Source organism: Quadrisphaera sp. KR29 (assembly GCF_052644995.1).
This window is the reverse complement of sequence record NZ_JBQXXG010000001.1, coordinates 392,014-417,033: the sequence shown is the minus strand read 5'-3', so window position 1 is coordinate 417,033 and position 25,020 is coordinate 392,014. Positions and strand designations below refer to the sequence as shown.

General features: G+C 76.6%; 19 protein-coding genes, 1 tRNA gene and 1 pseudogene. 11 read left to right on the top strand and 10 right to left on the bottom strand.

Features of this window, described 5'->3' with window-relative positions; genetic code table 11:
* Window positions 1-66: 66 nt before the first annotated feature.
* On the top strand, window positions 67-2,337 hold the full coding sequence (locus ACUN9U_RS01730; RefSeq protein ID WP_445483190.1) for an alpha-galactosidase: 2,271 nt from the start codon (window positions 67-69) through the stop codon (window positions 2,335-2,337).
* Between the two features lie 91 nt (window positions 2,338-2,428).
* On the opposite strand, the gene ACUN9U_RS01725 is transcribed toward ACUN9U_RS01730, so the two are convergent.
* Entirely contained in the window at window positions 2,429-3,262 is an 834-nt protein-coding gene (locus ACUN9U_RS01725; protein WP_445483189.1) for a spermidine synthase, read from the bottom strand.
* A 137-nt stretch (window positions 3,263-3,399) separates the two neighbouring features.
* On the opposite strand from ACUN9U_RS01725, the gene ACUN9U_RS01720 reads away from it, so the two are divergent.
* The 6 genes from ACUN9U_RS01720 (at window position 3,400) to ACUN9U_RS01695 (ending at window position 9,294) form a co-directional block, all read left to right on the top strand.
* The gene (locus ACUN9U_RS01720; RefSeq protein ID WP_445483188.1) at window positions 3,400-4,491 is read left to right on the top strand and encodes a site-specific tyrosine recombinase XerD; all 1,092 of its coding nucleotides are present in this window, start codon (window positions 3,400-3,402) and stop codon (window positions 4,489-4,491) included.
* An 85-nt stretch (window positions 4,492-4,576) separates the two neighbouring features.
* Window positions 4,577-5,488: a ParA family protein gene (locus tag ACUN9U_RS01715; protein ID WP_445483187.1), complete on the top strand. Its 912-nt coding sequence runs from the start codon at window positions 4,577-4,579 to the stop codon at window positions 5,486-5,488.
* A 142-nt stretch (window positions 5,489-5,630) separates the two neighbouring features.
* Window positions 5,631-6,512 (top strand): segregation and condensation protein A, encoded by an 882-nt coding sequence (locus tag ACUN9U_RS01710; RefSeq protein WP_445483186.1) that lies wholly within the window; start codon window positions 5,631-5,633, stop codon window positions 6,510-6,512.
* The gene (gene scpB / locus ACUN9U_RS01705) at window positions 6,509-7,117 is read left to right on the top strand and encodes an SMC-Scp complex subunit ScpB (protein WP_445483185.1); all 609 of its coding nucleotides are present in this window, start codon (window positions 6,509-6,511) and stop codon (window positions 7,115-7,117) included. The genes ACUN9U_RS01710 and scpB overlap by 4 nt, the downstream gene beginning before the upstream one ends.
* Before the next feature lie 25 nt (window positions 7,118-7,142).
* Complete coding sequence (locus ACUN9U_RS01700; RefSeq protein ID WP_445483184.1) at window positions 7,143-8,135, top strand: pseudouridine synthase; 993 nt, start codon at window positions 7,143-7,145, stop codon at window positions 8,133-8,135.
* Window positions 8,136-8,157: 22 nt separating this feature from the next.
* Window positions 8,158-9,294: a prephenate dehydrogenase gene (locus ACUN9U_RS01695; protein ID WP_445483209.1), complete on the top strand. Its 1,137-nt coding sequence runs from the start codon at window positions 8,158-8,160 to the stop codon at window positions 9,292-9,294.
* A 234-nt stretch (window positions 9,295-9,528) separates the two neighbouring features.
* Here ACUN9U_RS01695 and ACUN9U_RS01690 read toward each other — a convergent pair whose 3' ends face one another.
* The 4 genes from ACUN9U_RS01690 to ACUN9U_RS01675 form a co-directional block, all read right to left on the bottom strand.
* A complete protein-coding gene (locus ACUN9U_RS01690) occupies window positions 9,529-10,920 on the bottom strand; it encodes an NAD-dependent succinate-semialdehyde dehydrogenase (protein ID WP_445483183.1) in 1,392 nt (463 codons plus the stop codon).
* Between the two features lie 310 nt (window positions 10,921-11,230).
* Window positions 11,231-11,302 (bottom strand) — tRNA-Arg (locus ACUN9U_RS01685).
* 59 nt (window positions 11,303-11,361) lie between these two features.
* On the bottom strand, window positions 11,362-13,302 hold the full coding sequence (locus tag ACUN9U_RS01680; protein ID WP_445483182.1) for a M15 family metallopeptidase: 1,941 nt from the start codon (window positions 13,300-13,302) through the stop codon (window positions 11,362-11,364).
* Between the two features lie 254 nt (window positions 13,303-13,556).
* A complete protein-coding gene (locus ACUN9U_RS01675) occupies window positions 13,557-15,020 on the bottom strand; it encodes a GuaB1 family IMP dehydrogenase-related protein (protein ID WP_445483181.1) in 1,464 nt (487 codons plus the stop codon).
* A 128-nt stretch (window positions 15,021-15,148) separates the two neighbouring features.
* On the opposite strand from ACUN9U_RS01675, the gene ACUN9U_RS01670 reads away from it, so the two are divergent.
* Window positions 15,149-19,069: a multifunctional oxoglutarate decarboxylase/oxoglutarate dehydrogenase thiamine pyrophosphate-binding subunit/dihydrolipoyllysine-residue succinyltransferase subunit gene (locus ACUN9U_RS01670; RefSeq protein ID WP_445483180.1), complete on the top strand. Its 3,921-nt coding sequence runs from the start codon at window positions 15,149-15,151 to the stop codon at window positions 19,067-19,069.
* 7 nt (window positions 19,070-19,076) lie between these two features.
* Entirely contained in the window at window positions 19,077-19,682 is a 606-nt protein-coding gene (locus ACUN9U_RS01665) for a GDSL-type esterase/lipase family protein (RefSeq protein WP_445483179.1), read from the top strand.
* A gap of 131 nt (window positions 19,683-19,813) precedes the next feature.
* Here the strand turns inward: ACUN9U_RS01665 and ACUN9U_RS01660 are convergent, their stop codons facing one another.
* The 3 genes from ACUN9U_RS01660 to ACUN9U_RS01650 all read right to left on the bottom strand — a co-directional run bounded on the left by ACUN9U_RS01660 (window position 19,814) and on the right by ACUN9U_RS01650 (window position 22,873).
* Window positions 19,814-20,800: a zinc-binding dehydrogenase gene (locus ACUN9U_RS01660; RefSeq protein WP_445483178.1), complete on the bottom strand. Its 987-nt coding sequence runs from the start codon at window positions 20,798-20,800 to the stop codon at window positions 19,814-19,816.
* Window positions 20,801-20,817: 17 nt separating this feature from the next.
* Window positions 20,818-21,720, bottom strand: a complete 903-nt coding sequence (locus ACUN9U_RS01655) for a YhjD/YihY/BrkB family envelope integrity protein (protein WP_445483177.1) — start codon at window positions 21,718-21,720, stop codon at window positions 20,818-20,820.
* Between the two features lie 85 nt (window positions 21,721-21,805).
* Entirely contained in the window at window positions 21,806-22,873 is a 1,068-nt protein-coding gene (locus ACUN9U_RS01650) for a type IV pilus twitching motility protein PilT (RefSeq protein ID WP_445483208.1), read from the bottom strand.
* 205 nt (window positions 22,874-23,078) lie between these two features.
* Here ACUN9U_RS01650 and ACUN9U_RS01645 point away from each other — a divergent pair, with 205 nt between their 5' ends.
* Window positions 23,079-23,153 carry a 50S ribosomal protein bL37 gene (locus ACUN9U_RS01645; RefSeq protein WP_370591786.1) on the top strand — a complete coding sequence of 25 codons (75 nt, stop codon included), beginning with the start codon at window positions 23,079-23,081 and terminating at the stop codon, window positions 23,151-23,153.
* A 106-nt stretch (window positions 23,154-23,259) separates the two neighbouring features.
* Here the strand turns inward: ACUN9U_RS01645 and rsrA are convergent, their stop codons facing one another.
* Both rsrA and ACUN9U_RS01635 read right to left on the bottom strand, forming a co-directional pair.
* Window positions 23,260-23,571, bottom strand: coding sequence for a mycothiol system anti-sigma-R factor (gene rsrA, locus ACUN9U_RS01640; RefSeq protein WP_445483176.1), 312 nt, complete (start codon window positions 23,569-23,571; stop codon window positions 23,260-23,262).
* A pseudogene (locus ACUN9U_RS01635) lies at window positions 23,568-24,212 on the bottom strand (sigma-70 family RNA polymerase sigma factor); the annotation flags it as partial. The gene rsrA and the pseudogene ACUN9U_RS01635, both read right to left, overlap by 4 nt.
* A 234-nt stretch (window positions 24,213-24,446) precedes the next feature.
* Between ACUN9U_RS01635 and ACUN9U_RS01630 the strand changes: the two are divergent.
* Entirely contained in the window at window positions 24,447-25,010 is a 564-nt protein-coding gene (locus tag ACUN9U_RS01630; RefSeq protein ID WP_445483175.1) for a DoxX family protein, read from the top strand.
* Window positions 25,011-25,020: the final 10 nt, after the last annotated feature.

Below are 25,020 nucleotides of genomic sequence, written 5' to 3'. Positions count from 1 at the left end.
CTGCGGCACGGTTCCCCCAGCCCGTCCGCCGGCCCCGCCCACCTGACCCGAGTCCCGGGAGGACCCGTGCCCGCCCACCCCACCGCCGTCCTGCTGACCCGTCCCGACGCCGGCGCGGAGGCCGCCGCGCTGGCGCTGGCCGTGCCCGCCGACGGCTCGCTGCCCCGCGCGGTGTGGTGGGGCCCGGCCTCGCAGGTCGCCGGCGCCAGCGCCGACGACGTCGTGGCGGTGCGCCGGGGCCTGCTCGGCGTGCAGGGGCTCGCCGTCCTGCCCGAGCACTCCACCGGCAGCTACGCCCGCCCCGCGCTGCGCGGGCACCGCCCCCGGCCGGCGCCGGGTGAGGACCCGGCCTGGTCCACCGCCTTCCGCCTCGCCGACCTGCAGCTGGACGCCCCGCAGCAGGAGGGGGACGGCGGCGCGCCGAGGGTGGCCGCACCGCGCGTCGTCGTCCTCGCCGAGGACCCGGTGGCGGGCCTGGGCCTGCGCACCGAGCTCGAGGCGCTGCCGGGCGGGCTGCTGCGCGCCCGGCACGCGCTGACCAACGCCGGCGCCTCGCCGTACTCCCTGGAGGGCCTGGAGGTGCTGGTGCCGCTGCCGGACGAGGCGGCGGAGGTGCTCGACCACACCGGCGGCTGGCTGCACGAGCGCGTGCCGCAGCGCGCCCCGGTGCGCGACGGGCTGTGGCTGCGCGAGAACCGCACGGGCAAGACCGGGCACGACGCCGCCGGCGACGTCGTCGTCGGCACCCCGGGCTTCGGCTTCGACGCCGGGGAGGTGCGCAGCGCCTCGGTCGGGTGGAGCGGCAACACCGTGCAGCGCCTGGAGCGCTCGCCGTCCACGCAGACCACCCTGGGCGGTGGTGAGCTGCTGCTGCCCGGGGAGGTGGTGCTGGACCCCGGCGCCACGTACACCACGCCGTGGCTGTACCTGGGCTCCTCCACCCGCGGGCTGGACGGCCTGGCGGCGGCCAACCACACCTTCCTGCGCGCCGTGGGCGAGCAGACCGGCGCGGCGCCGCGGCGGCCGGTGCCGGTGACGCTCAACGTGTGGGAGGCGGTCTGGTTCGACCACGACCTGCCGCACCTGCTGCACCTGGCCGAGCTGGCCGCCTCGATCGGCGTCGAGCGCTTCGTGCTCGACGACGGCTGGTTCGGCGCCCGCCGCGACGACACCGCCGGGCTGGGCGACTGGACCGTCTCGGAGGACGCCTGGCCGGCCTCGCAGGGCGGGCTGCCCGCCCTGGCCGACGCCGTGCACGGCTACGGCATGCAGTTCGGCCTGTGGTTCGAGCCGGAGATGGTCAACCCCGACTCCGACCTGTTCCGCGACCACCCCGACTGGGTGCTCGCCGCCCGCGGCACCACGCCGACCCTCGAGCGCGGCCAGCTGGTGCTGGACCTGTCCCGCGACGAGGTGCGCGAGCACGTGCGCGACGCGGTCTCGGCCGTGCTGGACGCCGTCGAGGTCGACTACGTCAAGTGGGACCACAACCGCGACCTGCTCGAGGCCGGCGGCGTCGCCGCCGGTGGCCGCCCCGTGGTCAGCGCCCACACCGCCGGGTACTACCGCCTGCTCGACGAGCTGCGCGCGCTGCACCCCGGCGTGGAGTGGGAGAGCTGCGCCTCCGGCGGCGGCCGCGTGGACCTGGAGGTGCTCCAGCACGTCCAGCGCGTGTGGACCTCGGACATGACCGACGCGGTGGCGCGCCAGGACGTCCAGCGCTGGATGGTGCAGCAGGCGCCGCCGGAGCACCTCGGCGCGCACGTCTCCGCACCGGTCTCCCACCAGACCCGCCGCACGGTCCCGCTCGACTTCCGCGCGGCGACGGCGCTGTTCGGCGCGTTCGGCGTCGAGTGGGACGTCTCGACGGCCACCGAGGAGGACCGGGCGCGGCTGGCCGCGTGGGTGGCGGTGTTCAAGGAGCACCGCGGGCTGCTGCACTCCGGGCGCACGTGGCGCGCGGACTCCCCGGACCCGGCGGTGCGCAGCCACGGCGTGGTCGCCCTCGACGGCTCGCAGGCGCTGGTGGCGCAGGTGCAGCTGGGGGAGTCCTGGGTGGAGCACCCGGTCCCGGTGCGGCTGCCGGTGGCCTGGGGGCCCGGCGACCCCGGGCTGGAGCCGCAGCTGCGCTACCGCGCCCGCTGGGTCGGGCCGGTGCCCGAGCCCGACCGCGGCGCGCGCGCCAACGCGGCGCTGGGCTGGCGCTCGGGCGACGTCGACCCCGACGGCCCGCTGGGCGGTGCCGCGCTGCCGGGCGCGGTGCTCGGCTCGGTGGGGCTGGTGCTGCCGCGGCGCCACCCGCTGACCGTGACGCTGGTGCACCTGCAGGCGGTCTGACCCCCTGCGCAGCCGGGCCCGCGGAGGTGGCGGACGCCCATGATCACGGACGGTCTGCCGTGATCATGGGCGTCCGCCACCTGTCTGGGCGTCAGGCGGTCGGGGTGGGAGCGGCCGGGAGGGGGTCGAGCACCACGTGGGCCCCGGCCGCGTGCTGCTCGAGCGCCTCCCCGTGCAGCAGCCGCGCCGGCGCCGCCCCTGCGCCCAGCACCCGGGTCAGCGCCGCCAGCGGCAGCGGCGAGGCGCTGCCCAGCAGCACCGCGTTGCCGTGCCGGCGACCCCGCAGCACGCCCGGCTCGATGGCGGCCGCGGTGTGCGCGAACACCGAGCGCAGCGTGGCGACCTCGGCCTTCAGGCCCACCGGCGAGGTCCGCTCCACGGTGTTGGCCAGGTACAGCCCGCCCGGGGCGAGCACCCTGGCGACGTCCAGGAGGAACTCCCACGTGCTCACGTGCCGGGGGGTGGAGTCACCGGCGAAGACGTCGCGGACCACGAGGTCGGCCGAGGCGTCGCGCCGCGCCGCCAGGCCGGCGCGGGCGTCGGCGGTCTGGATGCGCAGCTCGGGGGAGCGCGGCAGGTCCACCCACTCGCGCACCCGGACGGCCAGCTCCGCGTCCAGCTCCACCACCACCTGGCGCACCGGCTGGCCCGCCTCCCGGCGCACCGCGGCCAGGTGGCGCGGCAGGGCGCACGCGCCGCCGCCGAGGTGCACCGCCCGCAGCGGCGCGACCCGCCCCGGCTCCACCCGCCCCGGCTCCACCCGCCCCGGCTCCGCGGCGCCACCGGGGGGCGGCAGCACCAGCCGGACCGCGTCGGCCATCCACTGCAGGTACTCGAAGTCCAGCGCGGCCGGGTCGCCCACGCGCACCGGCGAGCTGGGCACGCCGTTGACGTAGAGGGTCCAGGACCCGTCGTGCTCGGGCACCCAGGCCGCCTGCCCGGTGCTCGTGGTGAAGGTCCCCTCGACCGGGGCGGAGGTGTCGGGACGCCCGCCAGGGCGCCCGTGACGTCGTTCTCGCACACCGACAGCCTGCCGCGTGCCGCCCGCCTACAGTGAGGTGCGTGGGGGCTGAGGTGCTCGTCTCGCCGCAGGCCCCGCCGGGCCCCGGCGCCCCGCCCCCTGCCGACGCCCTCTCCCGCGCCCTGGGCCAGTACCTGGCGCACCTGCGCGTGGAGCGCGGCCTGGCCGAGAACACCCTGGCCGCCTACCGCCGCGACCTGGAGCGCTACGCCACCTGGCTGCGCTGCCGCGGGCGCACCGACCTCGCCGCCGTGGGCGAGGCCGACGTCGCCGCGCACCTGCAGGACCTGCGCACCGGCGCCGCCACCGCACCGCCGGAGGCCGCCCCCGGGCAGGCGGGGCCGCCGCTGTCGGCCTCCTCGGCGGCCCGCGCCGTGGTCGCGGTGCGCGGCTGGCACCGCTTCCTGGCGCTGGAGGGGGCCACCCCGGCCGACCCCGCCGCGGCCGTCCGCCCGCCCTCCGCGCCCCGCCGGCTGCCCAAGGCGGTCCCCGTGGCCGACGTCCTGGCGCTGCTGGAGGCCTCCGGCCTCGGCGAGGGCCCGGTGCCGGTGCGCGACCGCGCCCTGCTGGAGGTGCTCTACGGCACTGGGGCGCGCATCTCCGAGGCCGTCGGCCTCGACGTGGACGACCTGCCCGACGAGGTGCTCGGAGAGCACGGCGACGGCGACGGCGCCCGCGACGACGGCGGGGGCCGGGCCGCGCTGCTGCGGCTGCGCGGCAAGGGCGGCAAGGAGCGGGTGGTGCCGCTGGGCTCCTACGCCGTGCAGGCCCTGTCCGCCTACCTCGTGCGCGCCCGCCCGGCGCTGGCCGCCGCCGGCACCGCGCAGGACGCCGCCGGCGCCGGCGCCGTGTTCCTCAACAGCCGCGGAGCCCGCCTCTCGCGCCAGAGCGCCTGGGCGGTGCTGCGCACCGCCGCCGAGCGCGCCGGCGTCGGCAGCCCCGAGCACCCCGTCACCCCGCACACGCTGCGCCACAGCTTCGCCACGCACCTGCTCGAGGGCGGCGCCGACGTCCGCGTGGTGCAGGAGCTGCTGGGCCACGCCAGCGTCACCACCACGCAGATCTACACGATGGTCACCGCCGACGCGCTGCGCGAGGTCTACGCCGCAGCGCACCCCCGCGCCCTCGGCTGAGCCGCCACGCAGCGTCGCCGCCGCGCCGTCGGGCCGGCCCGCTCTCACCCGTCCGGAGCACCCCGCTGCGGTAGTGTTCCCGACCATGACGAGCGACCTGCAGGCCCGCGGCGTGCAGGTCGGCCAGCAGGGCGGCCAGCAGAGCGGCAAGCAGGGCCTGCTCGGTCCCACCGGCCGTCCGCTGGTCGACTTCCCCGTCCCGCCGGCCCTGTCCGGGCACGGTCCGGCGCGCATCATCGCCATGTGCAACCAGAAGGGCGGGGTCGGCAAGACGACCACCACCATCAACCTGGGCGCGGCGCTCGCGGAGTACGGCCGCAAGGTGCTCCTGGTCGACTTCGACCCGCAGGGCGCGCTGTCGGTGGGCCTGGGCGTGAACCCGCACGAGCTGCAGCACACCGTCTACACGCTGCTCATGGACCGGCGCGCGACGGTGGCCGACGTCGTCGTCCCCACCCGCCTGCCCGGGGTCGACATCCTGCCCGCCAACATCGACCTGTCAGCGGCCGAGGTCCAGCTGGTCGGTGAGGTGGCCCGCGAGCAGGCGCTGGTGCGGGCGCTGCGCACCGGCACCGACGACTACGACGTCGTCCTGGTCGACTGCCAGCCCTCCCTGGGCCTGCTGACCGTCAACGCCCTGACCGCCGCGCACGGCGTGGTGATCCCGCTGGAGTGCGAGTTCTTCGCGCTGCGCGGGGTGGCGCTGCTGGTGGAGACCATCGAGAAGGTGCAGGACCGGCTCAACCCCGCCCTCGCCGTGGACGGCATCCTCGCCACGATGTACGACGCGCGGACGCTGCACTCCCGCGAGGTCATCGCGCGCGTGGTGGAGGCCTTCGGCTCCACGCTGTTCGACACCGTCATCGGGCGCACGGTGAAGTTCCCCGACGCCTCGGTGGCCGGGGAGCCCATCACCACCTACGCCCCCGAGCACTCCGGCGCCGAGTCCTACCGCCGCCTGGCGCGCGAGCTGGTCGCGCGCGGCGCCGCGGCCTGAGCGCGCCGGACCGAGCGTGCTCCCGGCGCCCCGCGCCGCTGGCCCGTCCGAGAGCGGACCGGCCGGCCCCGGCGCGGGCCCCACCGCTGCGGCGCCGCCCGCCGGGCCGCCCGCCGCGCCGCCGCCCGGGGTTCCCGGCGGGGTGCTCACCGACCGCGACGCGCCCGCCTTCGACGTCCACCTCGAGAACTTCTCGGGTCCCTTCGACCTGCTCCTCGGCCTCATCTCCCGGCGGCGCCTGGAGATCACCGACGTGGCGCTGGCCGCGGTCACCGACGAGTTCATCGCCCACCTGCGCCGGATGCTGGCCGCCGCCGACGCCCGTCCCGAGGACGGCCCGGCCGCCGAGGTGGCAGCGCTGGGCCAGGCCAGCGGCTTCCTCGTGGTGGCCGCCACCCTGCTCGACCTCAAGGTGGCGCGGCTGCTGCCCGGCGAGGAGGGCGACGACCTCGACGCGGAGTCCGCGGCGCTGGTGGAGGCGCGCGACCTGCTGTTCGCGCGGCTGCTGCAGCACCGCGCCTACGCCGAGGTGGCCGCGGTGCTGGCCCAGCGGCTGGCCACCGGGGCGCTCAGCGCGCCGCGGCCGGGCGGGACCGGCGCCGCCGACCCGCTGGTGGAGCGGGCGCTGCCCGACCTGGTCCTGGCCACGACGCCGGAGCAGCTGGCGGCGCTGGCCGCCGCCGCGCTCACGGCGCCCGCGCGGGGCAGGCGCCCGCTGCCCGCCCGGGTCGACCTGGAGCACCTGCACGCCCCCGCGGTGAGCATCCCCGAGCAGGTGGCGCTGCTGCGCGAGCGGCTCGCGGCCGGCTGCGGCGGGGGTGGTCCGCAGCCGGTGGCCTTCGCCGACCTCGTCGCGGACGCCGACCAGGTGGGCGTGGCCCTGGTGGTCGGGCGCTTCCTGGCGGTGCTGGAGCTGTACCGCCGCGGCGAGCTCGACCTGGAGCAGGCCCACCCCGACCGCCCGCTGCTGGTGCGCTGGCGCGGGGCGCCGGACCTGCGCGAGCGCCCTGGGGACGGCGCGTGAGCGCCCCCGACCGGACCGAGCGGGACGACGACGGCGTCGACGGGCTGCCCGGCGGGCTGCGCGCGGCGCTGGAGGCGGTGCTCATGGTGGTCGACGCCCCCATGCCCACCGACGACCTCGCCGACGGCCTCGGCGTGCCGCCCGAGCGGGTCGGGCGGGCGCTGACCGAGCTGGCGGCGGCCTACCGCGACGAGCAGCGCGGCTTCGAGCTGCGGGCAGCGGCCGGGGGCTGGCGGATCTGGAGCCGCCCGGACGCCGCGCACCTCGTGGCCCGCTTCACCGGCGAGGCGGCCTCGGCGCGCCTGTCCCGGGCCGCGCTGGAGACCCTCGCCGTCATCGCCTACACCCAGCCGGTGACGCGGGCGCGGGTGGCGGCGGTGCGCGGGGTCGACGTCGACTCCGTGGTGAGGACGCTGCTGACGCGGGGGCTGGTCACCGAGGCGGGCAGCCAGGGCCCCGGAGGTGCGACCCTGTACCGCACGACCACCGCCTTCCTGGAGAAGATCGGTGTCGACAGCCTCGAGGACCTCCCTCCGCTGGCGCCGCACCTGCCGGACGACACGGAGATCGACGCGATCCTCGACGCCCTGGACGACGGGCCGTGAGACGCGGCGGAGCAGGAGAGCAGCAGTGAGCCAGCAGCGGGACCAGCGAGGACAGCAGCGCGACGGGCGCGGCGAGCACGACGTGCACGACCCGGACGGGGTGCGGCTGCAGAAGGTGCTCGCCGGGGCCGGCATGGGCTCGCGGCGCGCCTGCGAGGAGCTCATCGCCCGCGGCAGGGTGCGCGTGGACGGGGAGGTCGTCACCGAGCTCGGGGTCCGCGTCGACCCGGCCACCGCCCAGGTCGAGGTGGACGGCATGCTGCTCCAGCTCGACACCAGCAAGGTCTACCTGGCCATGAACAAGCCCCGCGGGTACCTGTCGGCCATGTCCGACCCCGAGGGCCGCCTGACGCTGGCGGACATCCTCGACGACCGCACCGAGCAGGGCGTGCGCCTCTTCCACGTCGGCAGGCTCGACGTCGACACCGAGGGCCTCATCCTGCTGACCAACGACGGCGACCTGGCCCACCGCCTGCAGCACCCCTCCTTCGAGGTGCCCCGCACCTACGTCGCCGAGGTCCACGGCCCCGTGGAGCGCGGCATCGGCAAGCGCCTGCGCGACGGCGTGGAGCTCGAGGACGGCCTCGCCCGGGCCGACTCCTTCCGCCTGGTCGACTCCGCGCCCGGCAAGGCCTTCGTGGAGGTGGTCCTCCACGAAGGCCGCAAGCACGTCGTGCGCCGCATGCTCGAGGAGGTGGGCTACCCCGTCATCCGCCTGGCGCGCACGGCCATCGGCCCGATCCAGCTCGGCGACCTGCGCCCCGGCGTGACCCGCTCGCTGACCCGCGAGGAGGTCTCCACCCTGCGCAGCGCCGGGCCCGGCTCGCAGCCGGGGGCGCGCACCCCGCGGCCCAAGGGCCAGCGCCCGGTGGCCAAGGCCCCGGACCGGCGCGGCATCCAGATGGTCACCGGCGCGGCGCGGCGCACCGCGGCCTCCTCGAAGTCGACCCGCGCCGCCAAGAACGCCAAGGCGGCCAAGGCCCGCGGCGGCCAGCAGCGCCGCCAGGGCGGCCGCTGATGGCGCGCCGCCGGTGACGACGCTGCACGCGCGCACGCGCGGACCCGTCCACGTGGTCGGCACCGGCCTGCTGGGCACCAGCGCCGCGCTGGCGCTGCGCGCCCGCGGGGTCGAGACGACCCTGGCCGACCCCTCCCCGACGGCCGCCGCGCTCGCCCGCGACCTCGGCGCGGGACGGCTGCGCCAGCCCGGTGACGGACCGCCGGCCCTCGTCGTCGTCGCCTCCCCGCCGGACGTCACCGGGGCGGTGGTGGCCGAGCAGCTGGCGTGCTGGCCCGAGGCCGTGGTCACCGACGTCGCCAGCGTCAAGCTCACGGTGCTGGCCGACCTGCGCCGCCAGCTGGCCGGCACCGCGGGGGAGCGGGCCCTGGCCCGCTACGTCGGCAGCCACCCGCTGGCCGGGCGGGAGCGCTCCGGGGCCGTCGCCGCACGCGGGACCCTGTTCGCGGGCCGGCCCTGGGTGATGTGCCCCACGCCGACCTCCTCGGCCCAGGCGGTGGCGGCCGTGCGCGACCTCGCCGACGACCTCGGCGGGGTGCCGGTGGTCATGGAGGCCGGTGCCCACGACGAGGCCGTGGCCCTGGTCTCCCACGTGCCGCAGGTGGCGGCCTCGCTGGTGGCGGCGCGGCTGCGCGAGGCCCCCGAGCCGGCCGTCGAGCTCGCCGGGCAGGGCCTGCGCGACGTGACGCGGATCGCGGAGTCCGACCCGGCGCTGTGGGTGCAGATCCTGGGCGCCAACGCCGGCCCGGTGGCGGCGGTGCTGCGCGACCTGCGCGCTGACCTCGACGCCGTGCTGGCCGCCCTGGAGCAGCTCGACACGGTGCAGGACGCCGCCGACGCTGCGGCGAACAGCCCCGGGGCGCTGGCCGCGGTGGCCCGCCTCATCGCCGACGGCGGTGCCGGCCGCGCCCGGGTGCCCGGCAAGCACGGCGCCCCGCCGACGTCGTACGCGGTGGTGACGGTGCTGGTGCCGGACGCCCCCGGTGAGCTGGCGCGGCTGCTGCACGACGTCGGCGCGGCCGGGGTGAACCTGGAGGACCTGCGCCTGGAGCACTCCCCGGGGCAGCCCGTGGGCCTGGCGGAGGTCTCCGTGCTGCCGGCGGCGCGCACCGTCCTGGAGGCCGCGCTGCGCGACCTCGGGTGGGCGCTGCTCGACTGACCACCGGGGGTGGGGGGGGGGGGGGGGGGGGGGGGGGGGGGGCGGGGGGGGGGGGGCGCCCGCCACGCGGCCCACGGGCGCCCCGGGGGCGGGGGGGGGGCGGCGGGGGCGGGCGCCCCCCCCGCCCCGCCTTGCGGCGGGGGGCGCCCCCCCCGGGGGTTGAGCGGGGGCCCCCCCCCCGGCGGGGGGGGGCCCCCGCCCATGACCACGCCGGGTGGAGCGGCCAGACGGCCGTCAGCCCGCGACGCGGATGAGCTTCTTGTTGACGAACTCGTCGGCGGCCAGCGTGCCCATCTCCCGGGAGGTGCCGCTGCGCTTCACGCCGCCGAAGGGCAGCTCCGGGGAGTCGGCCAGCACGCAGTTCACGAAGACCATGCCGGCCTCGATCCTGTCGGCCACCCGGTCGGCCTGCGCGGCGTCGGTGGTGAAGACGTAGGAGCCCAGGCCGTAGGCGGTGTCGTTGGCCAGCTCCACGGCGTCGTCCTCGTCGGCGACGCGGTAGACCACCGCCACCGGGCCGAACAGCTCCTCGGAGTACGCCGGGTTGCCCGGCACCACGTCGGTGAGCACGGTCGGCGCGAAGAACGCCCCGTCGCGGGTGCCGCCGGTCACCAGCGTGGCGCCGGCGGCCACGGCGCGCTCGACCTGGTCGGCCAGGCGCTCGGCGGCGGCCAGGGAGCTGAGCGGGCCGAGGTCGGTGCCGTCCGCGAACGGGTCGCCCGTGGTGGCCGCGGCCATCGCGGCGGTGAGCTTCTCCACGAACGGCTCGTAGAGGTCGTCGACCACGATGAAGCGCTTGGCGGCGTTGCAGGACTGGCCGGTGTTGTCCAGGCGCGCGGCGACGGCCTGCTCGACCACCGCGTCGAGGTCGTCGGTGGACAGCAGCACGAACGGGTCGGAGCCGCCCAGCTCCAGGGCCACCTTCTTGAGGTGGCGCCCGGCGACCTCGGCCACGGCCGCGCCGGCGCGCTCGGAGCCGGTCAGCGAGACGCCGGCCACGCGCGGGTCGCCGATGACGGCGGCGGCCTGGTCGTTGGACAGGCGCACGTTGACGTAGGCGCCGCGGGGCACGCCCAGCTCGGCGCCGGCGTCGTCGAAGGCCTTCTGGATGAGCTCGGCCGAGACCGGGCACTGCGGGGCGTGCTTGAGCAGGATCGTGTTGCCCACCACGAGGTTGGGGCCGGCGAACCGGGCGACCTGGTAGTAGGGGAAGTTCCACGGCATGATCCCCAGCAGCGGGCCGAGCGAGGCGCGGCGGACGACGGCGCTGCCCTCACCCCCCAGCAGCTCGATCGGCTGGTCGGCCGTCAGCTGCTCGGCCCGGTCGGCGTAGAACTCGTAGATGTCGGCGGCGAAGTCGACCTCGCCGAGCGCCGCCTCCCGCGGCTTGCCCATCTCGCGGACGATGGCGTCGGCCAGCTCCTCGCGGCGCTCGCGGTGCAGCTGCGCCACCCGGCGGACCAGCTCCCCTCGCTGGGCGGCGGTGCTGGCGCGCGACCAGCCGCGGTGCGCGTCGGTCGCCGCGGCGATGGCCGCCTCGACCTCGGCGTCGGTGGCGGTCGGGTAGGTCGCCAGCTCCTCGCCGGTGGCGGGGTTGACGACCCGGTACTCGCTGGTGGTGCTCATGCGTGCTCCCTGTCGGTGCGCTCGTCGGGTGCTGGGGTCGGTGGCGCGTCGGTGAGGACGCCGGTGCTCTCGCGGCGCAGCGTGTCAGAGCGCCTCGGGAGGGGGCGACCCCGGGACCGCGGGCGCCGGGCACCGCGTCCGCCGTCGCCGCGGTGTCCGTGCCGTGCTGACGGCGCCGTCGTGCACCCGGCGAGCCTGGACGGGGCCACCGGTGGCTGTCCAGTGCCTGCGAGGGGCCGCCGGCATGCCTCGCAGGCATGCGAGCGGGGCCGTGATGGAGGACGTCGTGGTCGGGGCTGCCGCCCGGGGGTGCCCCCGGCAGGATTCGAACCTGCGCACCCGCCTCCGGAGGGCGGTGCTCTATCCCCTGAGCTACGGGGGCGGCTGCCGCTGGCGCGGCCCGTTGAGACTACCAGCGCACCCGGGGGCCGCTGACGGGGCTCACTCCCCGGCGACGAACTCCCAGTGCCACGGCTCGTAGGGGCCGCTGCCGCCCTTGCGCGCCCACGCCGGGTGGTCCCACCCGAACTTCGGGGCGTTCTCGATGAGCCAGTCGTAGTGCTCGTCGCTGTTCTGCACCCCGTCGCCGAGGTCGACGGCCAGGCCCCAGCCGTGCTCGCTGGTGCCCGGCACGGCCGCCAGGCGGGGCTTCTGGCGGCGCACCGCGACCTGCGCGGCGTAGGAGCGGTAGGAGTCGGTGATGACGATGTCCTTGCCGAAGTGCTCGCGGTAGGCGAGGTTCAGCTCGGCGAAGGCGACGGCGGCGTCCGAGCGCAGCTGGTGGCCGCCGACCCACAGGTCGCACATCTGGCCGTCGGTCAGGCGCCCGTTGCGGGTGCCGCTGGTGTCGGGTCGGGTGCCGCTGCACTGGCCGACGAGCCGCTCCACCGCCGCCTGGTGCTCCGCGGCGGCCCGGGCGGCGGCCTCCTGCTCGGCCCGCTGGCGCTCCAGCTCCTGCTGCTGGGCCAGGGCGGCCTGCTCGGCGGCGGCCTGGGCGGCCGCCGCGCGGTCCGTGGCGGCCTGCACGGCCGCCTCGCGGGCCGAGGTGCGCGAGAGCGTGAGGGCCTGCGCGGCGCGCTCGGCGACGAGGTCCGTGGCGCTCGACAGCCCGGCCGCCGCGGCGGCCTTCGCGGTGCTCGCCCCGGCGTCGGCGCTGCTGCCGGTGGTGGTGTCGGCCTCGGCGCGCAGGTGCGTGCCGACCAGGGGGGCGACGAGGGTGGCGACGCCGAGCGCGCCGACCACCGCGACGTGAGGCAGCGCGACGCGCACGCGGCGGGGCAGGCGGTGGGCGCCACGTCCGCGGCGGGGGGCGAAGGCCGGGCCGGGCGCGGCCGCCTCGTCCTGCTCGGCCAGGGCCTCGGCGACGGCGGCGGCGACCGGCGCGGGGGCCAGCACGACGGGCGTGATGCCGACGGGCCGGGTCACGGGGGCCGCCGGCCGCGGCGCGGGTGCGGGCACCTCCTCGACGGGCGCGGCGGGCGCGCCGGTCTCGGGGCGGTGCCGCGTCCAGCCCAGGCCGGGGAAGAGCGGGTCGGTGCGCAGGTCGAGCTCGTCAGCGCCCGTCGGCTCGGCCAGCAGGGCCTCGAGCTGGGCCAGCACGTCGGTGTCGGAGCGGGTCGGCTGCTCCGCGCTGCCCTCCCGGACCGGGGCGGCGGGTGCCGGGGTCGGGGCCGCAGCCAGGGCCGCTCCGGGGAGCTGGCCGGCCAGGGCCGCCTGCTCGCGCAGCGCCCGGCGGCTGCCAGGGCGCGCGGGCTCGGTCGACCGCGGCTGCAGGTCGGCGGGGCCGGAGGCCGCCCGGCGGGCCCGGCGGGTGAGCGGCACGGCCGGGTCCGAGGGCGCCGGCGCCGGAGCGGCGGGAGCCGCCGGCGGCGCTGCCGCCCAGGCAGCGGGGGCGGCGGGGGCAGCGGCCGGCAGCGAGGCCGCACGACGGCGGCGGCGCAGCGGTGCCTCGAGGGCGGCGATCTCCTCGGTGGTGGGCCAGCCGCTCAGGGCGGGCACCGGTCCCGACGGGTGGGCGGCCGGCGCGGGGACCGGCGCGGACGGGTGCGCCGCCGGCATGCCGTCGGACCAGTCGCCGGCCCACGACGGCGGGGCGCTGCGCTGGCCCGGCAGGCCCAGCAGCGCCGCCAGCTCGGCCAGCCCGTCCGGCGGGGTGGCCAGGGCGGTGGTGGAGCGCTGGCCCGGCACGGCCGCCAGGGCCGACGGCCCACCGGCGTCGGTCAGCGCGGACCGGCGGCCGCGCAGCGGTGCCGCCTCGCCGCGGGAGGCCCGGCTGCCGGGCCAGCTGGCCCGCGCCGAGCCCGAGCCGGGGCGCTCGCGGACGTCCACGGCGGCCCCGGAGGGCTCGACGAGCCCTGCCCCGGCTCCGCGGTCGGACGGCACAGCGGGACCTCCACGGGGCTCGGCAGCGGGCGACCCACGGCCGCGCTGCCCCGCTGACGTGCAGCGGAGCATCTCGGCCGGGGCTTCGACGAGTGCGAGCCTAGGAGAAAGGCACCCGCAGGTCGGGGACTTCGGGACTTCCTGTGGAAAAGGAGTTGCACCACTGTCGTTCGCCGCAGGTCACAGACGTGCAACGGCGCGACACGCCGCGCCGGCGCGCCACCGCTCGGGGCACGAGAGCGCTCCGCGCGCGCTCACCAGCCCGCGGGCAGCGGGCGGCCCTCCTGGTACCCGGCGTCGGACTGCAGGCCCACCACCGCGCGCTCGCGCAGCTCGGCGAGGTCGCGGGCCCCGGCGTAGGTGCAGGCGCTGCGCACGCCCGAGGTGATCTGGTCCAGCAGGTCCTCGACACCGGGGCGCCGCGGGTCCAGGTGCATCCGCGAGCTGGAGATGCCCTCCTCGAAGAGCGCCTTGCGCGCCCGCTCGAAGGGGCTGTCGGTGCGGGTGCGCGCCGCCACCGCGCGCGCCGAGGCCATCCCGAAGCTCTCCTTGTAGGCGCGCCCGTCCGGGCCGACCATGAGGTCGCCGGGGCTCTCGTGGGTGCCGGCGAACCAGGAGCCGACCATCACCTGGCTGGCCCCGGCCGCCAGCGCCAGCGCGACGTCGCGGGGGTGGCGCACCCCGCCGTCGGCCCAGACCCGCGCTCCCAGCTCGCGCGCCGCCGCGGAGCACTCCAGCACGGCGGAGAACTGCGGGCGCCCGACCCCGGTCATCATCCGCGTGGTGCACATGGCCCCCGGCCCCACGCCGACCTTGACGACGTCGGCGCCGGCCTCCACGAGGTCGCGCACGCCCTCGGCGGTCACCACGTTGCCCGCCACCACGGGCACGTCGGGGAAGGCCCCGCGCACCGAGGAGACGGCGCGCAGGGCGCTGAGCATGCGCTCCTGGTGGCCGTGGGCGGTGTCGACCACCAGCACGTCGGCGCCGGCCTCCAGGACGGCGCGCGCGGTGGCCGCGACGTCGCCGCCCAGGCCGATGGCCACGCCGGTGCGCAGCCGGCCCGAGGCGTCCAGGGCCGGCGCGTAGATCCGCGAGCGCAGGCACCCGGTGCGGGTGAGCGCCCCGAGCAGCCGGCCGTCGTCGTCGACGACGGGCGCGAAGGAGCGCCGGGAGGAGTCCAGGGCGGTGAACGCCCGCTCGAGGCCGCCCTCGCCGAGCACCTCGCCGCCGCGCAGCACGAAGGGCTCGCGGGTCATCACCTCACCGACCTGGGTGAACCTGTCGACGCCGGTGCAGTCGGCCTCGGTGACCACCCCGACGGGCGAGCGCTGGGCGTCGAGCACGACGGCGGCCCCGTGGGAGCGCTTGGGCAGCAGGTGCAGCGCGTCGGTGACGGTGTCGGTGGGCGACAGCTCGACGGGGGTCTCCAGGACCGGGTGGCGGCCCTTGACCCAGGCGAGGACCTCGCGGACGACGTCGAGGGGCAGGTCCTGCGGGAGCACCGCCACCCCGCCGCGGCGGGCGACCGTCTCGGCCATGCGCCGGCCGGAGACGGCCGTCATGTTGGCGACGACGACGGGGACGGTCGTGCCGGTCGCGTCGTCGCTGGACAGGTCCACGTCGAGGCGCGAGGTGACCGCCGACCGCGAGGGGACGAGGAAGACGTCGTTGTAGGTCAGGTCCGTCGCGGGCCGGTGGCCGGGCAGGAAGCGCACGTGGACCCAGGGTAGCCGAGGGGTGGCCGGGCGGTGCCCGGCTCGCTCCTCCGGGCGCGCGGCGGGCGGGTAGGGTTGGTCAGCAAGACTTCGCCAGCGCCGACACGTGGAAGTGGGCGATCCTCGCCGTGACGCAGACACCGACGACCGGTGGACGCCAGGACGGGCCGGGGTTCGACCCCGCTGCCGCGTTCGGCGCCAACGAATGGCTGGTCGAGGACCTCTACCAGCAGTACCTCGCAGACCGGTCATCGGTCGACCCCGCGTGGTGGGACTTCTTCGCCGGCTACGCCGCGAAGGGCTCCGAGGCCCCGGAGGGCTCCAACGGCTCGGGGCAGCAGGCCCGGGGCGGGGACGCCCCCGGCCGCAGCTCCGCGGCGGCGGGCTCCAGCAGCGGCCCGGCCGGCGCGTCGGGCAACGGCTCCGGCGGCGGCGGCTCGGGCAGCGGTGCCGCCGCAGCGGCCCCGTCCCGGCCGGTGAGCCCGCCGCAGCCGGCGCCCGCCAGGGCGACCGCCCCCGCGAAGGCACCGGCCTCGAGCACCGACGTGCCGGCCTCGCCCGGCGCGCCCGGCCCCTCGCGGCCGGCCGAGCGCCCCGCCCCCCGCGGCAGCACCCCCACGCCCGCCCAGGCCGGTGCGCCCGCCCCGCGCACCGCCGCGGGCGGCGACGGCGACCAGCCCACGGCGGTGCGCCTGCGCGGCCCGGCCGCGCGCGTGGTCACCAACATGGAGGCCTCGCTCACCGTCCCCACCGCCACCAGCGTGCGGACGGTCCCGGCCAAGCTCCTCATCGACAACCGCATCGTCATCAACAACCACCTCAAGCGGGCCCGCGGGGGGAAGGTCTCCTTCACCCACCTCATCGGCTTCGCGGTGGTCGAGGCGCTGCGCGAGATGCCCGAGATGAACTGGGCCTACACCGAGGTCGACGGCAAGCCCGGCGTCCTGCAGCCCGCTCACGTGAACTTCGGGCTGGCCATCGACCTGCCCGCCAAGGACGGCTCGCGCCAGCTGCTGGTGCCCTCCATCAAGAACGCCGAGACCCTCGACTTCGCCCACTTCTGGGCCGCCTACGAGGACCTCGTGCGCCGCGCCCGCTCCGGCGCCCTGGGCGTTCCGGACTTCGCCGGCACCACGATCAGCCTCACCAACCCCGGCACCATCGGCACCGTGCACTCGGTGCCGCGCCTGGTGCAGGGCCAGGGCACGATCATCGGCGTCGGCGCCATGGACTACCCGGCGGAGTACTCCGGCGCCTCCGCCGAGACCCTCGCCCGCCTGGCGGTCAGCAAGACCCTCACGCTGACCAGCACCTACGACCACCGGATCATCCAGGGCGCGCAGTCCGGGGAGTTCCTGCGCCTGGTGCACGGCAAGCTGCTCGGCGACGACTTCTGGGACGGGATCTTCACCGCTCTGCGGATCCCCTACGAGCCGGTCCGCTGGGTGCAGGACATCTCCGTGTCCCACGACGACGAGATCGGCAAGACCGCGCGCGTCGTGGAGCTGGTGCACGCCTACCGGGTGCGCGGCCACCTCATGGCCGACACCGACCCGCTGGAGTACCGCCAGCGCCGCCACCACGACCTGGACATCCGCAACCACGGCCTGACGCTGTGGGACCTCGACCGCGAGTTCCCCACCGGCGGGTTCGGCGGCAGGCCGCTGATGAAGCTGCGCGACATCCTCGGCGTCCTGCGCGACTCCTACTGCCGCACCGTCGGCCTGGAGTACATGCACATCCAGGACCCGGCGCAGCGCCGCTGGATCCAGGAGCGCGTGGAGCGGCCGTACACGCCGCTGAGCCGCGAGGGGCACCTGCGGGTGCTCAAGCGCCTCAACGACGCGGAGGCCTTCGAGACCTTCCTGCAGACCAAGTACGTCGGCCAGAAGCGGTTCAGCCTCGAGGGCGCGGAGTCCGTGATCCCGCTGCTCGACGCGGTGCTGTCCGAGGCCGCCCACGCCGGCATCGAGGAGGTCGGCATCGGGATGGCCCACCGGGGCCGCCTCAACGTCCTGGCCAACATCGCCGGCAAGAGCTACGCGCAGATCTTCCGCGAGTTCGAGGGCGTGCAGGACCCCAAGTCGGTGCAGGGCTCCGGCGACGTGAAGTACCACCTCGGCACCGAGGGCGTCTTCACCGCCGAGGACGGCGCCGAGACGAAGGTCTACCTGGCCGCGAACCCCTCCCACCTGGAGGCGGTCGACCCGGTGCTCGAGGGCATCGTGCGCGCCAAGCAGGACCGCATCAACCTGGGCGGCTCGCGCTTCCCGGTGCTGCCGGTCCTCGTGCACGGCGACGCGGCCTTCGCGGGCCAGGGCGTGGTGGCCGAGACGCTGAACCTGTCCCAGCTGCGGGGGTACCGCACCGGCGGCACGGTGCACGTGGTCATCAACAACCAGGTGGGCTTCACGACGGCGCCGGCCAGCTCGCGGTCCTCCTTCTACTGCACCGACGTCGCGCGGATGGTGCAGGCGCCGATCTTCCACGTGAACGGTGACGACCCCGAGGCCTGCGTGCGCGTGGCCAAGCTGGCGTTCGCCTTCCGCGAGGAGTTCGCCAAGGACGTCGTCATCGACATGGTCTGCTACCGCCGCCGCGGCCACAACGAGGGTGACGACCCCTCGATGACGCAGCCGCTGATGTACGGCCTCATCGAGGCCAAGCGCAGCACCCGCAAGCTGTACACCGAGGCCCTCATCGGCCGCGGCGACATCACGCTCGAGGAGGCGGAGAAGGTCCTCGACGACTACCGCCAGCAGCTCGAGCGCGCCTTCGAGGAGACCAAGGACGGCGCGGAGCCCCCGGCCCGCCCGTCCGGTGACGGCACCAACGCCGGTCTCGACCGGCCGGCCTCCCAGCGCGACGAGTCGGTGGCCGACCCCTCGCAGACCGCCGTCGACGTCCAGCTGGTGCAGGCCATCGGCGCAGCCCACACCGAGCTGCCCGAGGGCTTCACGGTGCATCCCAAGCTGCGCCCGATGCTCGACAAGCGCGCCCAGATGACGCGCGAGGGCGGCGTCGACTGGGCCATGGGCGAGCTCATGGCCATCGGCTCCCTGCTGTCCGAGGGGACCGGCGTGCGCCTGGCCGGCCAGGACAGCCGCCGCGGCACCTTCGCCCAGCGCCACGCCGTCCTGATCGACAGGGTCACGGGCGACGAGTGGACGCCGCTGCAGAAGTTCGCCACCGGCGACGCGCGCTTCTGGGTGTACGACTCGCTGCTGTCCGAGTACGCCGCGATGGGCTTCGAGTACGGCTACTCCGTGGAGCGGCCGGACGCGCTGGTGATGTGGGAGGCCCAGTTCGGCGACTTCGCCGGCGGGGCCCAGACGATCATCGACGAGTTCATCTCCTCCTCCCAGCAGAAGTGGTCGCAGCGCTCCTCGGTGGTGCTGCTGCTCCCCCACGGCTACGAGGGGCAGGGGCCCGACCACTCCTCGGCGCGCATCGAGCGGTTCCTCCAGCTGTGCGCGGAGGAGAACATGACGGTGGCGATGCCCTCGACCCCCGCGTCGCACTTCCACCTGCTGCGCCGCCAGGCCTACGCGCGGCCGCGCCGCCCGCTGGTGGTCTTCACGCCCAAGTCGATGCTGCGCCTCAAGGCCGCCAGCTCGCCGGTGTCGGCGTTCACCGAGGGCGGCTTCCAGACCGTGCTCGGCGACGACCCGAGCGCCGTCGACGCCTCGTCGGTGGACAGGGTGCTGCTGTGCTCGGGCAAGGTCGCCTACGACCTGCTCGCCGAGCGGGAGCGGCGCGGCGACCGGCGCACCGCCGTCGTCCGCCTCGAGCAGCTCTACCCGCTCGACGCGCGCGGGCTGGGCGAGGTGCTGTCGGCCTTCCCGACCTCCGCCGAGCTCGTGTGGGTGCAGGAGGAGCCGGCCAACCAGGGCGCGTGGCCGTTCCTCGGGTACGCGCTGGCGGAGGTGCTGGCCGACAGGTCGGTGCGCCGGGTCAGCCGGCCCGCGTCGGCCTCGCCGGCCACCGGCCGGTCCAAGGCCCACGCGGTGGAGCAGAAGAGCCTGGTCGCGGAAGCGCTCGACCGTTGAGCCGGCGGTGAGGGCTCCGGCCACGCGCGTCTGCGTGGTCGGGGACGACCTCGTCGCCGGGGTGGGCGACCCGCGCGCGCTCGGGTGGGTCGGGCGGGTCGCCGCCCGGACCCGCACCGAGCACGACGCGGTCGCCGCGACGGTGATGGCGCTGGGGGTGCCCGGGGAGTCGACCTCCCGCCTGCGCGAGCGCTGGCACGCCGAGGCGTCGCGGCGCTGGGGCGGCGCCGACGACCGGCTCGTCATCGGGCTGGGGACCGCCGACGCCGCCGCGGGCTCCTCCCTGGCGCGCAGCCGGCTCAACCTCGCCGACGTGCTGGACACCGCGGCCGCCTCCGACGTGCCGGCCTTCGTGGTCGGCCCGCCGCCGCCGCTCGACCCGTCGCTGCGCGCGGCGGTGGCCGAGCTGGCCGGCGGCTGGGCCGACGTCTCCAGTCGCCGCGGGGTGCCCTACGTCGACTGCTTCGGGCCGCTGCTCGCGCACGACCAGTGGATCGCCGACCTGGAGGCCGGTGACGGCGTGCACCCCGGGCAGGTGGGCTACGGCCTGCTCGCCTGGCTCGTGCTGCACGGCGGCTGGCACGCCTGGCTGGGCCTGCCGCTCACCCCCTGACCACCGAAAGCCGCAACCAAGCGCTCGGCTGCGGTTCCACCACCCCAGATACCGCAACCAGGCGCTCGGTTGCGGTTCCACCACCCCAGATACCGCAACCAGGCGCTCGGCTGCGGAACGGGAGCAGGGGGTCAGGGGCGGATGACGAGCTTGCCGAACACCTCGCCGGCCTCCAGCCGGCGCAGCCCCTCGGCGGCCTCGGCCAGCGGCAGCACGTCGTCCACGAGGGGACGCACGCCCGTCGTCGCGCACAGCCGCACGAGGCGCCCGAGCTCCTCGCGGCTGCCCATCGTGGAGCCGACCACGCGCAGCTGGGTGAAGAAGACGCGGGTGAGCTCGGCCGGGGCGTCGCCGGTGGTGGCCCCGCACACCACCACGGTGCCGCCGGGCCTCAGCGACCGCAGGGAGTGCCCCCAGGTGGCCCTCCCGACGCTCTCCATCACGGCGTCGACGCGCTCGGGCAGCCGCTGGCCGGGCTCGAACGCCGCGTGCGCCCCGAGCTCCAGCGCCCGGGCGCGGCGCTCCTCGCTGCGGCTGGTCACCCACACCCGCAGCCCCGCGGCAGCGGCCAGCGCGACCAGCGCCGTGGACACGCCGCCGCCGGCGCCCTGGACGAGCACGGTGTCCCCGGGCGCCGTCCCCGAGCCCGTGAAGAGCATCCGGTAGGCGGTCAGCCACGCCGTCGGCAGGCACGCGGCCTCCTCGAAGGAGAGCTCGGCGGGCTTGTCCACGAGGTTGCGGGCCGGCACCCGCACCACCGGGGCCAGCGTGCCGGGCCAGCGCTCGGACAGCAGGGTGCGGCGCGGGTCGAGGGTCTCCTCCCCCGCCCAGCCCGGGTCGGACAGGACCGCGTGGACGACGACCTCGCGCCCGTCCTCGGTGGTGCCTGCCGCGTCGCAGCCGAGCACCACGGGCAGCGCCTCGGGGTGCACGCCCACCCCGCGCAGCGTCCACAGGTCGTGGCGGTTCAGGGCTGCGGCGCGCACCTGCACGGGCACCCAGCCCTCGGGCACGGGGGCCGGCTCGCGCTCGGCGACCTCCAGGTGCTCCAGGGGGTCGTCCCCGGGCTCGGTCGACGGCGGGGTGTCCGGGCTGCGGACGGCGCGGGCGGCCAGCACCCCGGCCACGCTAGCCCTCAGGCCACGGGCTCGCCCGGGCGCACCAGCTCGGCCACCTCGCGCCGGGTGGCCAGCAGCCGGGCCGCCTGCTGGGTGGCCACGTAGCCGAGCAGCGCGACCAGGTGGAGCAGCCAGACCCACAGCAGGACGGCGGTCCAGCCGCCGACGGCCTGGTTGCCGCCGAACGGCGCGCCCAGGTCGATGGGCAGCCACAGGAAGAGCGTGAAGCCCTGCAGGAAGCCGGAGATGAACGCGCCAGTGGCGAACCCGCCGACCAGGGCGAGGCGCCAGGACGGCGGGTCGGGCGCCACCACGCGGAAGGACCACGCCAGCGGAACGGACACGGCGATCCAGTCGACGTTGAGGGCCACGTAGACCCCCAGCGCGGTGGCGGCGGCGCGCCCCTCGCTGAACAGCGTGGCCAGCATCGGGGTGATCCCCAGCACCGCCAGCAGCAGCAGCGGCGCGGCGGCCAGCACGGGCAGGACGGCGATGCGGCCGCGCCAGCCGGTGCGCCGCTCGGTGACCCGGTCCAGCGAGCCGTAGGCGCGGCGCAGCCCCTCCCCGTACAGGCTGGCCGCGAAGGCGGCGAAGAGCGCCACGAACCAGCTGGTGGAGGCGGCCTGCTCGATGACGGTGCGGGCCACCGCCCCGGCGCCGGAGCTGCGCGGCAGGGCGGCCTCCAGCGTCGTCGCCAGGTAGCGCATGCGCTCCTCGCCGACGACGAGGGTGGAGAGCCGGACGGCGAGCATGAGCATCGGCACGCCGGCGATGGCCGCGTAGAACGTCACGGCGGCGCCGTGCAGGAGCAGGTCCTGGCGGCTGAGCTGGGTGCGCACCGCCCAGGGCAGCGCGGCCAGCACCTCCCGCCACGCCGGCGGGGCCGGCCGGCGCCGCGCTCGGGGGACCACGGTGCTCACACCCCCATGCTGCCCGCTCGGGCGTGCGCGCGCGGCGGTGGAGCCGCCGACCCGCCGCGGCCGTCGTCGTCGTCGTGACCGGTGGTCAGCTGCTGATGCCGAGCCGGCGCAGCTCCACGGCCAGGTCGTGCGGGTGGCTGGAGGCGCCCAGGGCGTCCTCCTCGCTGACCACGCCGTCGCGCACCAGCGCGACCAGGGCCTGGTCGAAGGTCTGCATGCCGTAGAAGGCGCCGTCGGCGATGAGGTCGTGGATGCCCGCCGTGAGCGCCGGCTCGGCCACCGCCTGGGCCAGGCGCGGGGTGCCCACGGCCACCTCCAGGACGACGACGCGCCCCTGGCCGTCGGCCCGCTGCACGAGGCGCTGGCACACGATGCCGCGCAGCGAGCCGGCCAGCCCCAGGCGCACCTGCTGCTGCTCGTGGGGCGGGAAGAAGTCGACGATGCGCGAGACGGTCTCGGTGGCGTCGGTCGTGTGCAGCGTGGAGAGCACCAGGTGACCGGTCTCGGCGGCCGACAGCGCCGCCCGCACGGTCTCGGCGTCGCGCATCTCCCCCACGAGGATGACGTCGGGGTCCTGGCGCATCGCGGCGCGCAGGGCCGTGGCGAAGTCGCGGGTGTCCACGCGCACCTCGCGCTGGCTGACCATGCCCAGCTTGTCGGGGTGCAGGACCTCGACGGGGTCCTCCAGGGTCATGATGTGGCACTCGCGGGTGCTGTTGATGTGGTCGACCATGCTCGACAGCGTCGTGGTCTTGCCCGAGCCGGTGGGCCCGGTGACCAGCACCAGCCCGCGCGGCTCCAGCGCCAGCGAGGAGATGACCGCGGGCAGCCCGAGCTCCTCCAGGCCGATCGGCGTGGTGGAGACCCGGCGGAAGACCAGGCCCGCGGAGCCGCGCTGGCGGTAGGCGTTGACGCGGAAGCGGCCGACGCCGGCGATGGAGTAGGCGAAGTCGGCCTCGCTGGTGCGCGCGAAGTCGTCGGCGAGGTCGGGCCGCAGCACCTCGGCGACCATCTGCTCGGTGTCCGCCGGCAGCAGCTCGGGCGCGCGCAGCTTGCGCAGGCGACCGTCGATGCGGATCCGCGGCGGGGAGCCCACCTTGCAGTGCAGGTCGGAGCCGGACAGCTCGACCAGGGCGCGCAGGTACTGCTGCACGGTCGACGGCGGCGTCGACGGCGGCGTCGACGGCGGCGTCGACGGCCCGGGGGCCGGGTGGCTCTGGGCGGGGACGCGCGCGCCGTCGCTGACCTGGGTCACCCCGTGGCCATCGGCTCGTGGCGGCGGGCACCTGAGCCTGTGGGACCATCGAGGTGAGCCTGACGACGTCAGCGCAGCCCCGAGACGGTGAGGAGGTCCCGCCATGAGCAAGCGCGCACGCAAGCGCCGCGACCGGAAGAAGGGTGGCGCCAACCACGGCAAGCGCCCCAACTCCTGAGGGAGCGGGCAGCGACAGCTGCTGGCAGCACGAGAGGCCGGGACCCGTCGGGTCCCGGCCTCTCGTCGCTGCGCCCCGCCCGCCGGCGGTGCGGTGGCGGGTGTGCTCAGCCCTCGACCGTGGTGGTGCGGGTGACGCGCGTGACCACCGAGGTGCCCTCCGCGGAGCGCGCGGTGACCGTCTGCACGGTCTGCACCCTGGTGATGGAGGCGACGATCTTCGCGCGCAGGTCCGCCGGGGCCTGCTCGACGCAGCACCGGCGCACGAGGGCCTTCAGCGCCGCCTCCACCTCGTACTCCTCCAGGCAGGGCGGGCAGGCCTCCAGGTGCCGGTGGATGTCGGCGAGCTCGGCGACGGTCGCCTCCCCGTCGAGCACCGAGTAGATGCGCTCCAGGACGCCGTCGCACTCCGCGCTCACGACGCCTCCCCCGTGCCCGCGGCGGCGGCGCTGGCGGCGGGGATGAGCCCGCGGTCCCGCGCGTAGTCCTCCAGCTGGTGGCGCAGGATGCGGCGTCCGCGGTGCAGGCGCGACATCACGGTGCCGATCGGCGTTCCCATGATCTCGGCGATCTCCTTGTACGCGAAGCCCTCGACGTCCGCGTAGTAGACCGCCATCCGGAAGTCCTCCGGGACGGCCTGCAGGGCCCTCTTGACGTCGGAGTCGGGGAGGTGGTCGAGCGCCTCCGTCTCCGCCGACCGCAGGCCCGTCGAGCTGTGCGCCTCGGCGCGCGCCAGCTGCCAGTCCTCGATCTCGTCCGTGGCCGCCTGCTGCGGCTGCCGCTGCTTCTTGCGGTAGGTGTTGATGTAGGTGTTGGTGAGGATCCGGTACAGCCAGGCCTTGAGGTTGGTGCCCGGGCGGTACTGGTGGAAGCTGGCGAAGGCCTTGGCGAACGCCTCCTGCACCAGGTCCTCGGCGTCGGCGGGGTTGCGCGTCATGCGCAGCGCCGCGGAGTACAGCTGGTCGAGGTGCTGCAGGGCCTCGGCCTCGAAGCGGGCCGTGCGCTCCTCGGTGGTCTCCTCGGAGCCCGCACCGTGCTCTCCGACGCGTCGTCGGTGGTCTCACCGGCGGTCGCGGCACTGGTGGTGGGGTCGTCGCTCATCGCCCCCCACGATAGTCGCGGGGGTGGGACGAGGGCTTCTCCAAGCGGTTCGGCGACGAGCACGCGCTCCTCCTGCTCCGGCGGGTCTGGCGTCCGCCACGCCGTGCAACGCCGCCCGTCCGGGGCTTGTTCCGGTGGCCGGCCGGGCACCGCCCGTGGTGCGGGCCGTCGGCCGGTGCGGTAGGACGGCTGCATGAGCCTCGTCCGTCGTCTCGCCCGACCGCTGCTGGCGGCCCCGTTCATCCACGGCGGCATCGACCAGCTCCGCAAGCCCTCCGCCAAGACCGACGGGGGCGGCCCGATCATCCCCGCCCTCAAGGGCCTGGCCGTGGGCCCCGTGACCCTGCCCAGCGACGACGCCGGCCTGGTCCGCCTCAACGGCGCCCTGATGACCACCGCCGGCGTGGCGCTGGCCCTGGGCAAGGCGCCGCGGGCCTCCTCGGCGGTGCTCGCCGCCTCCCTGGTGCCCACCACCCTCACCGGGCACCGGTTCTGGGAGGCGCCCGACCCCAAGACCCGCCAGCTGCAGCTGGTGCAGGCCCTGAAGAACGCGGCGCTGTTCGGCGGGCTGCTCATCGCCGCGGTCGACCTCGACGGCAAGCCCGGCCTGGCCTGGCGCGCCCAGCACGCCGCCAAGCAGACCCAGCGCTCGGCCAAGGCCGTCACCGCCGCCGGCACGGCCGTGGCCAAGCGCACGCAGAAGAAGGCCCGCAAGAGCGCCAAGCGCGCCCAGAAGCGGCTCGACGCCCGCGGCTGAACCACCCCGC

Coding starts and splice junctions, on each gene's coding strand:
- ACUN9U_RS01715 (WP_445483187.1), top strand. CDS start 4,577: ATGACGAGCGACCTGCAGGCCCGCGGCGTGCAGGTCGGCCAGCAGGGC.
- ACUN9U_RS01690 (WP_445483183.1), bottom strand. CDS start 10,920: ATGAGCACCACCAGCGAGTACCGGGTCGTCAACCCCGCCACCGGCGAG.
- ACUN9U_RS01630 (WP_445483175.1), top strand. CDS start 24,447: ATGAGCCTCGTCCGTCGTCTCGCCCGACCGCTGCTGGCGGCCCCGTTC.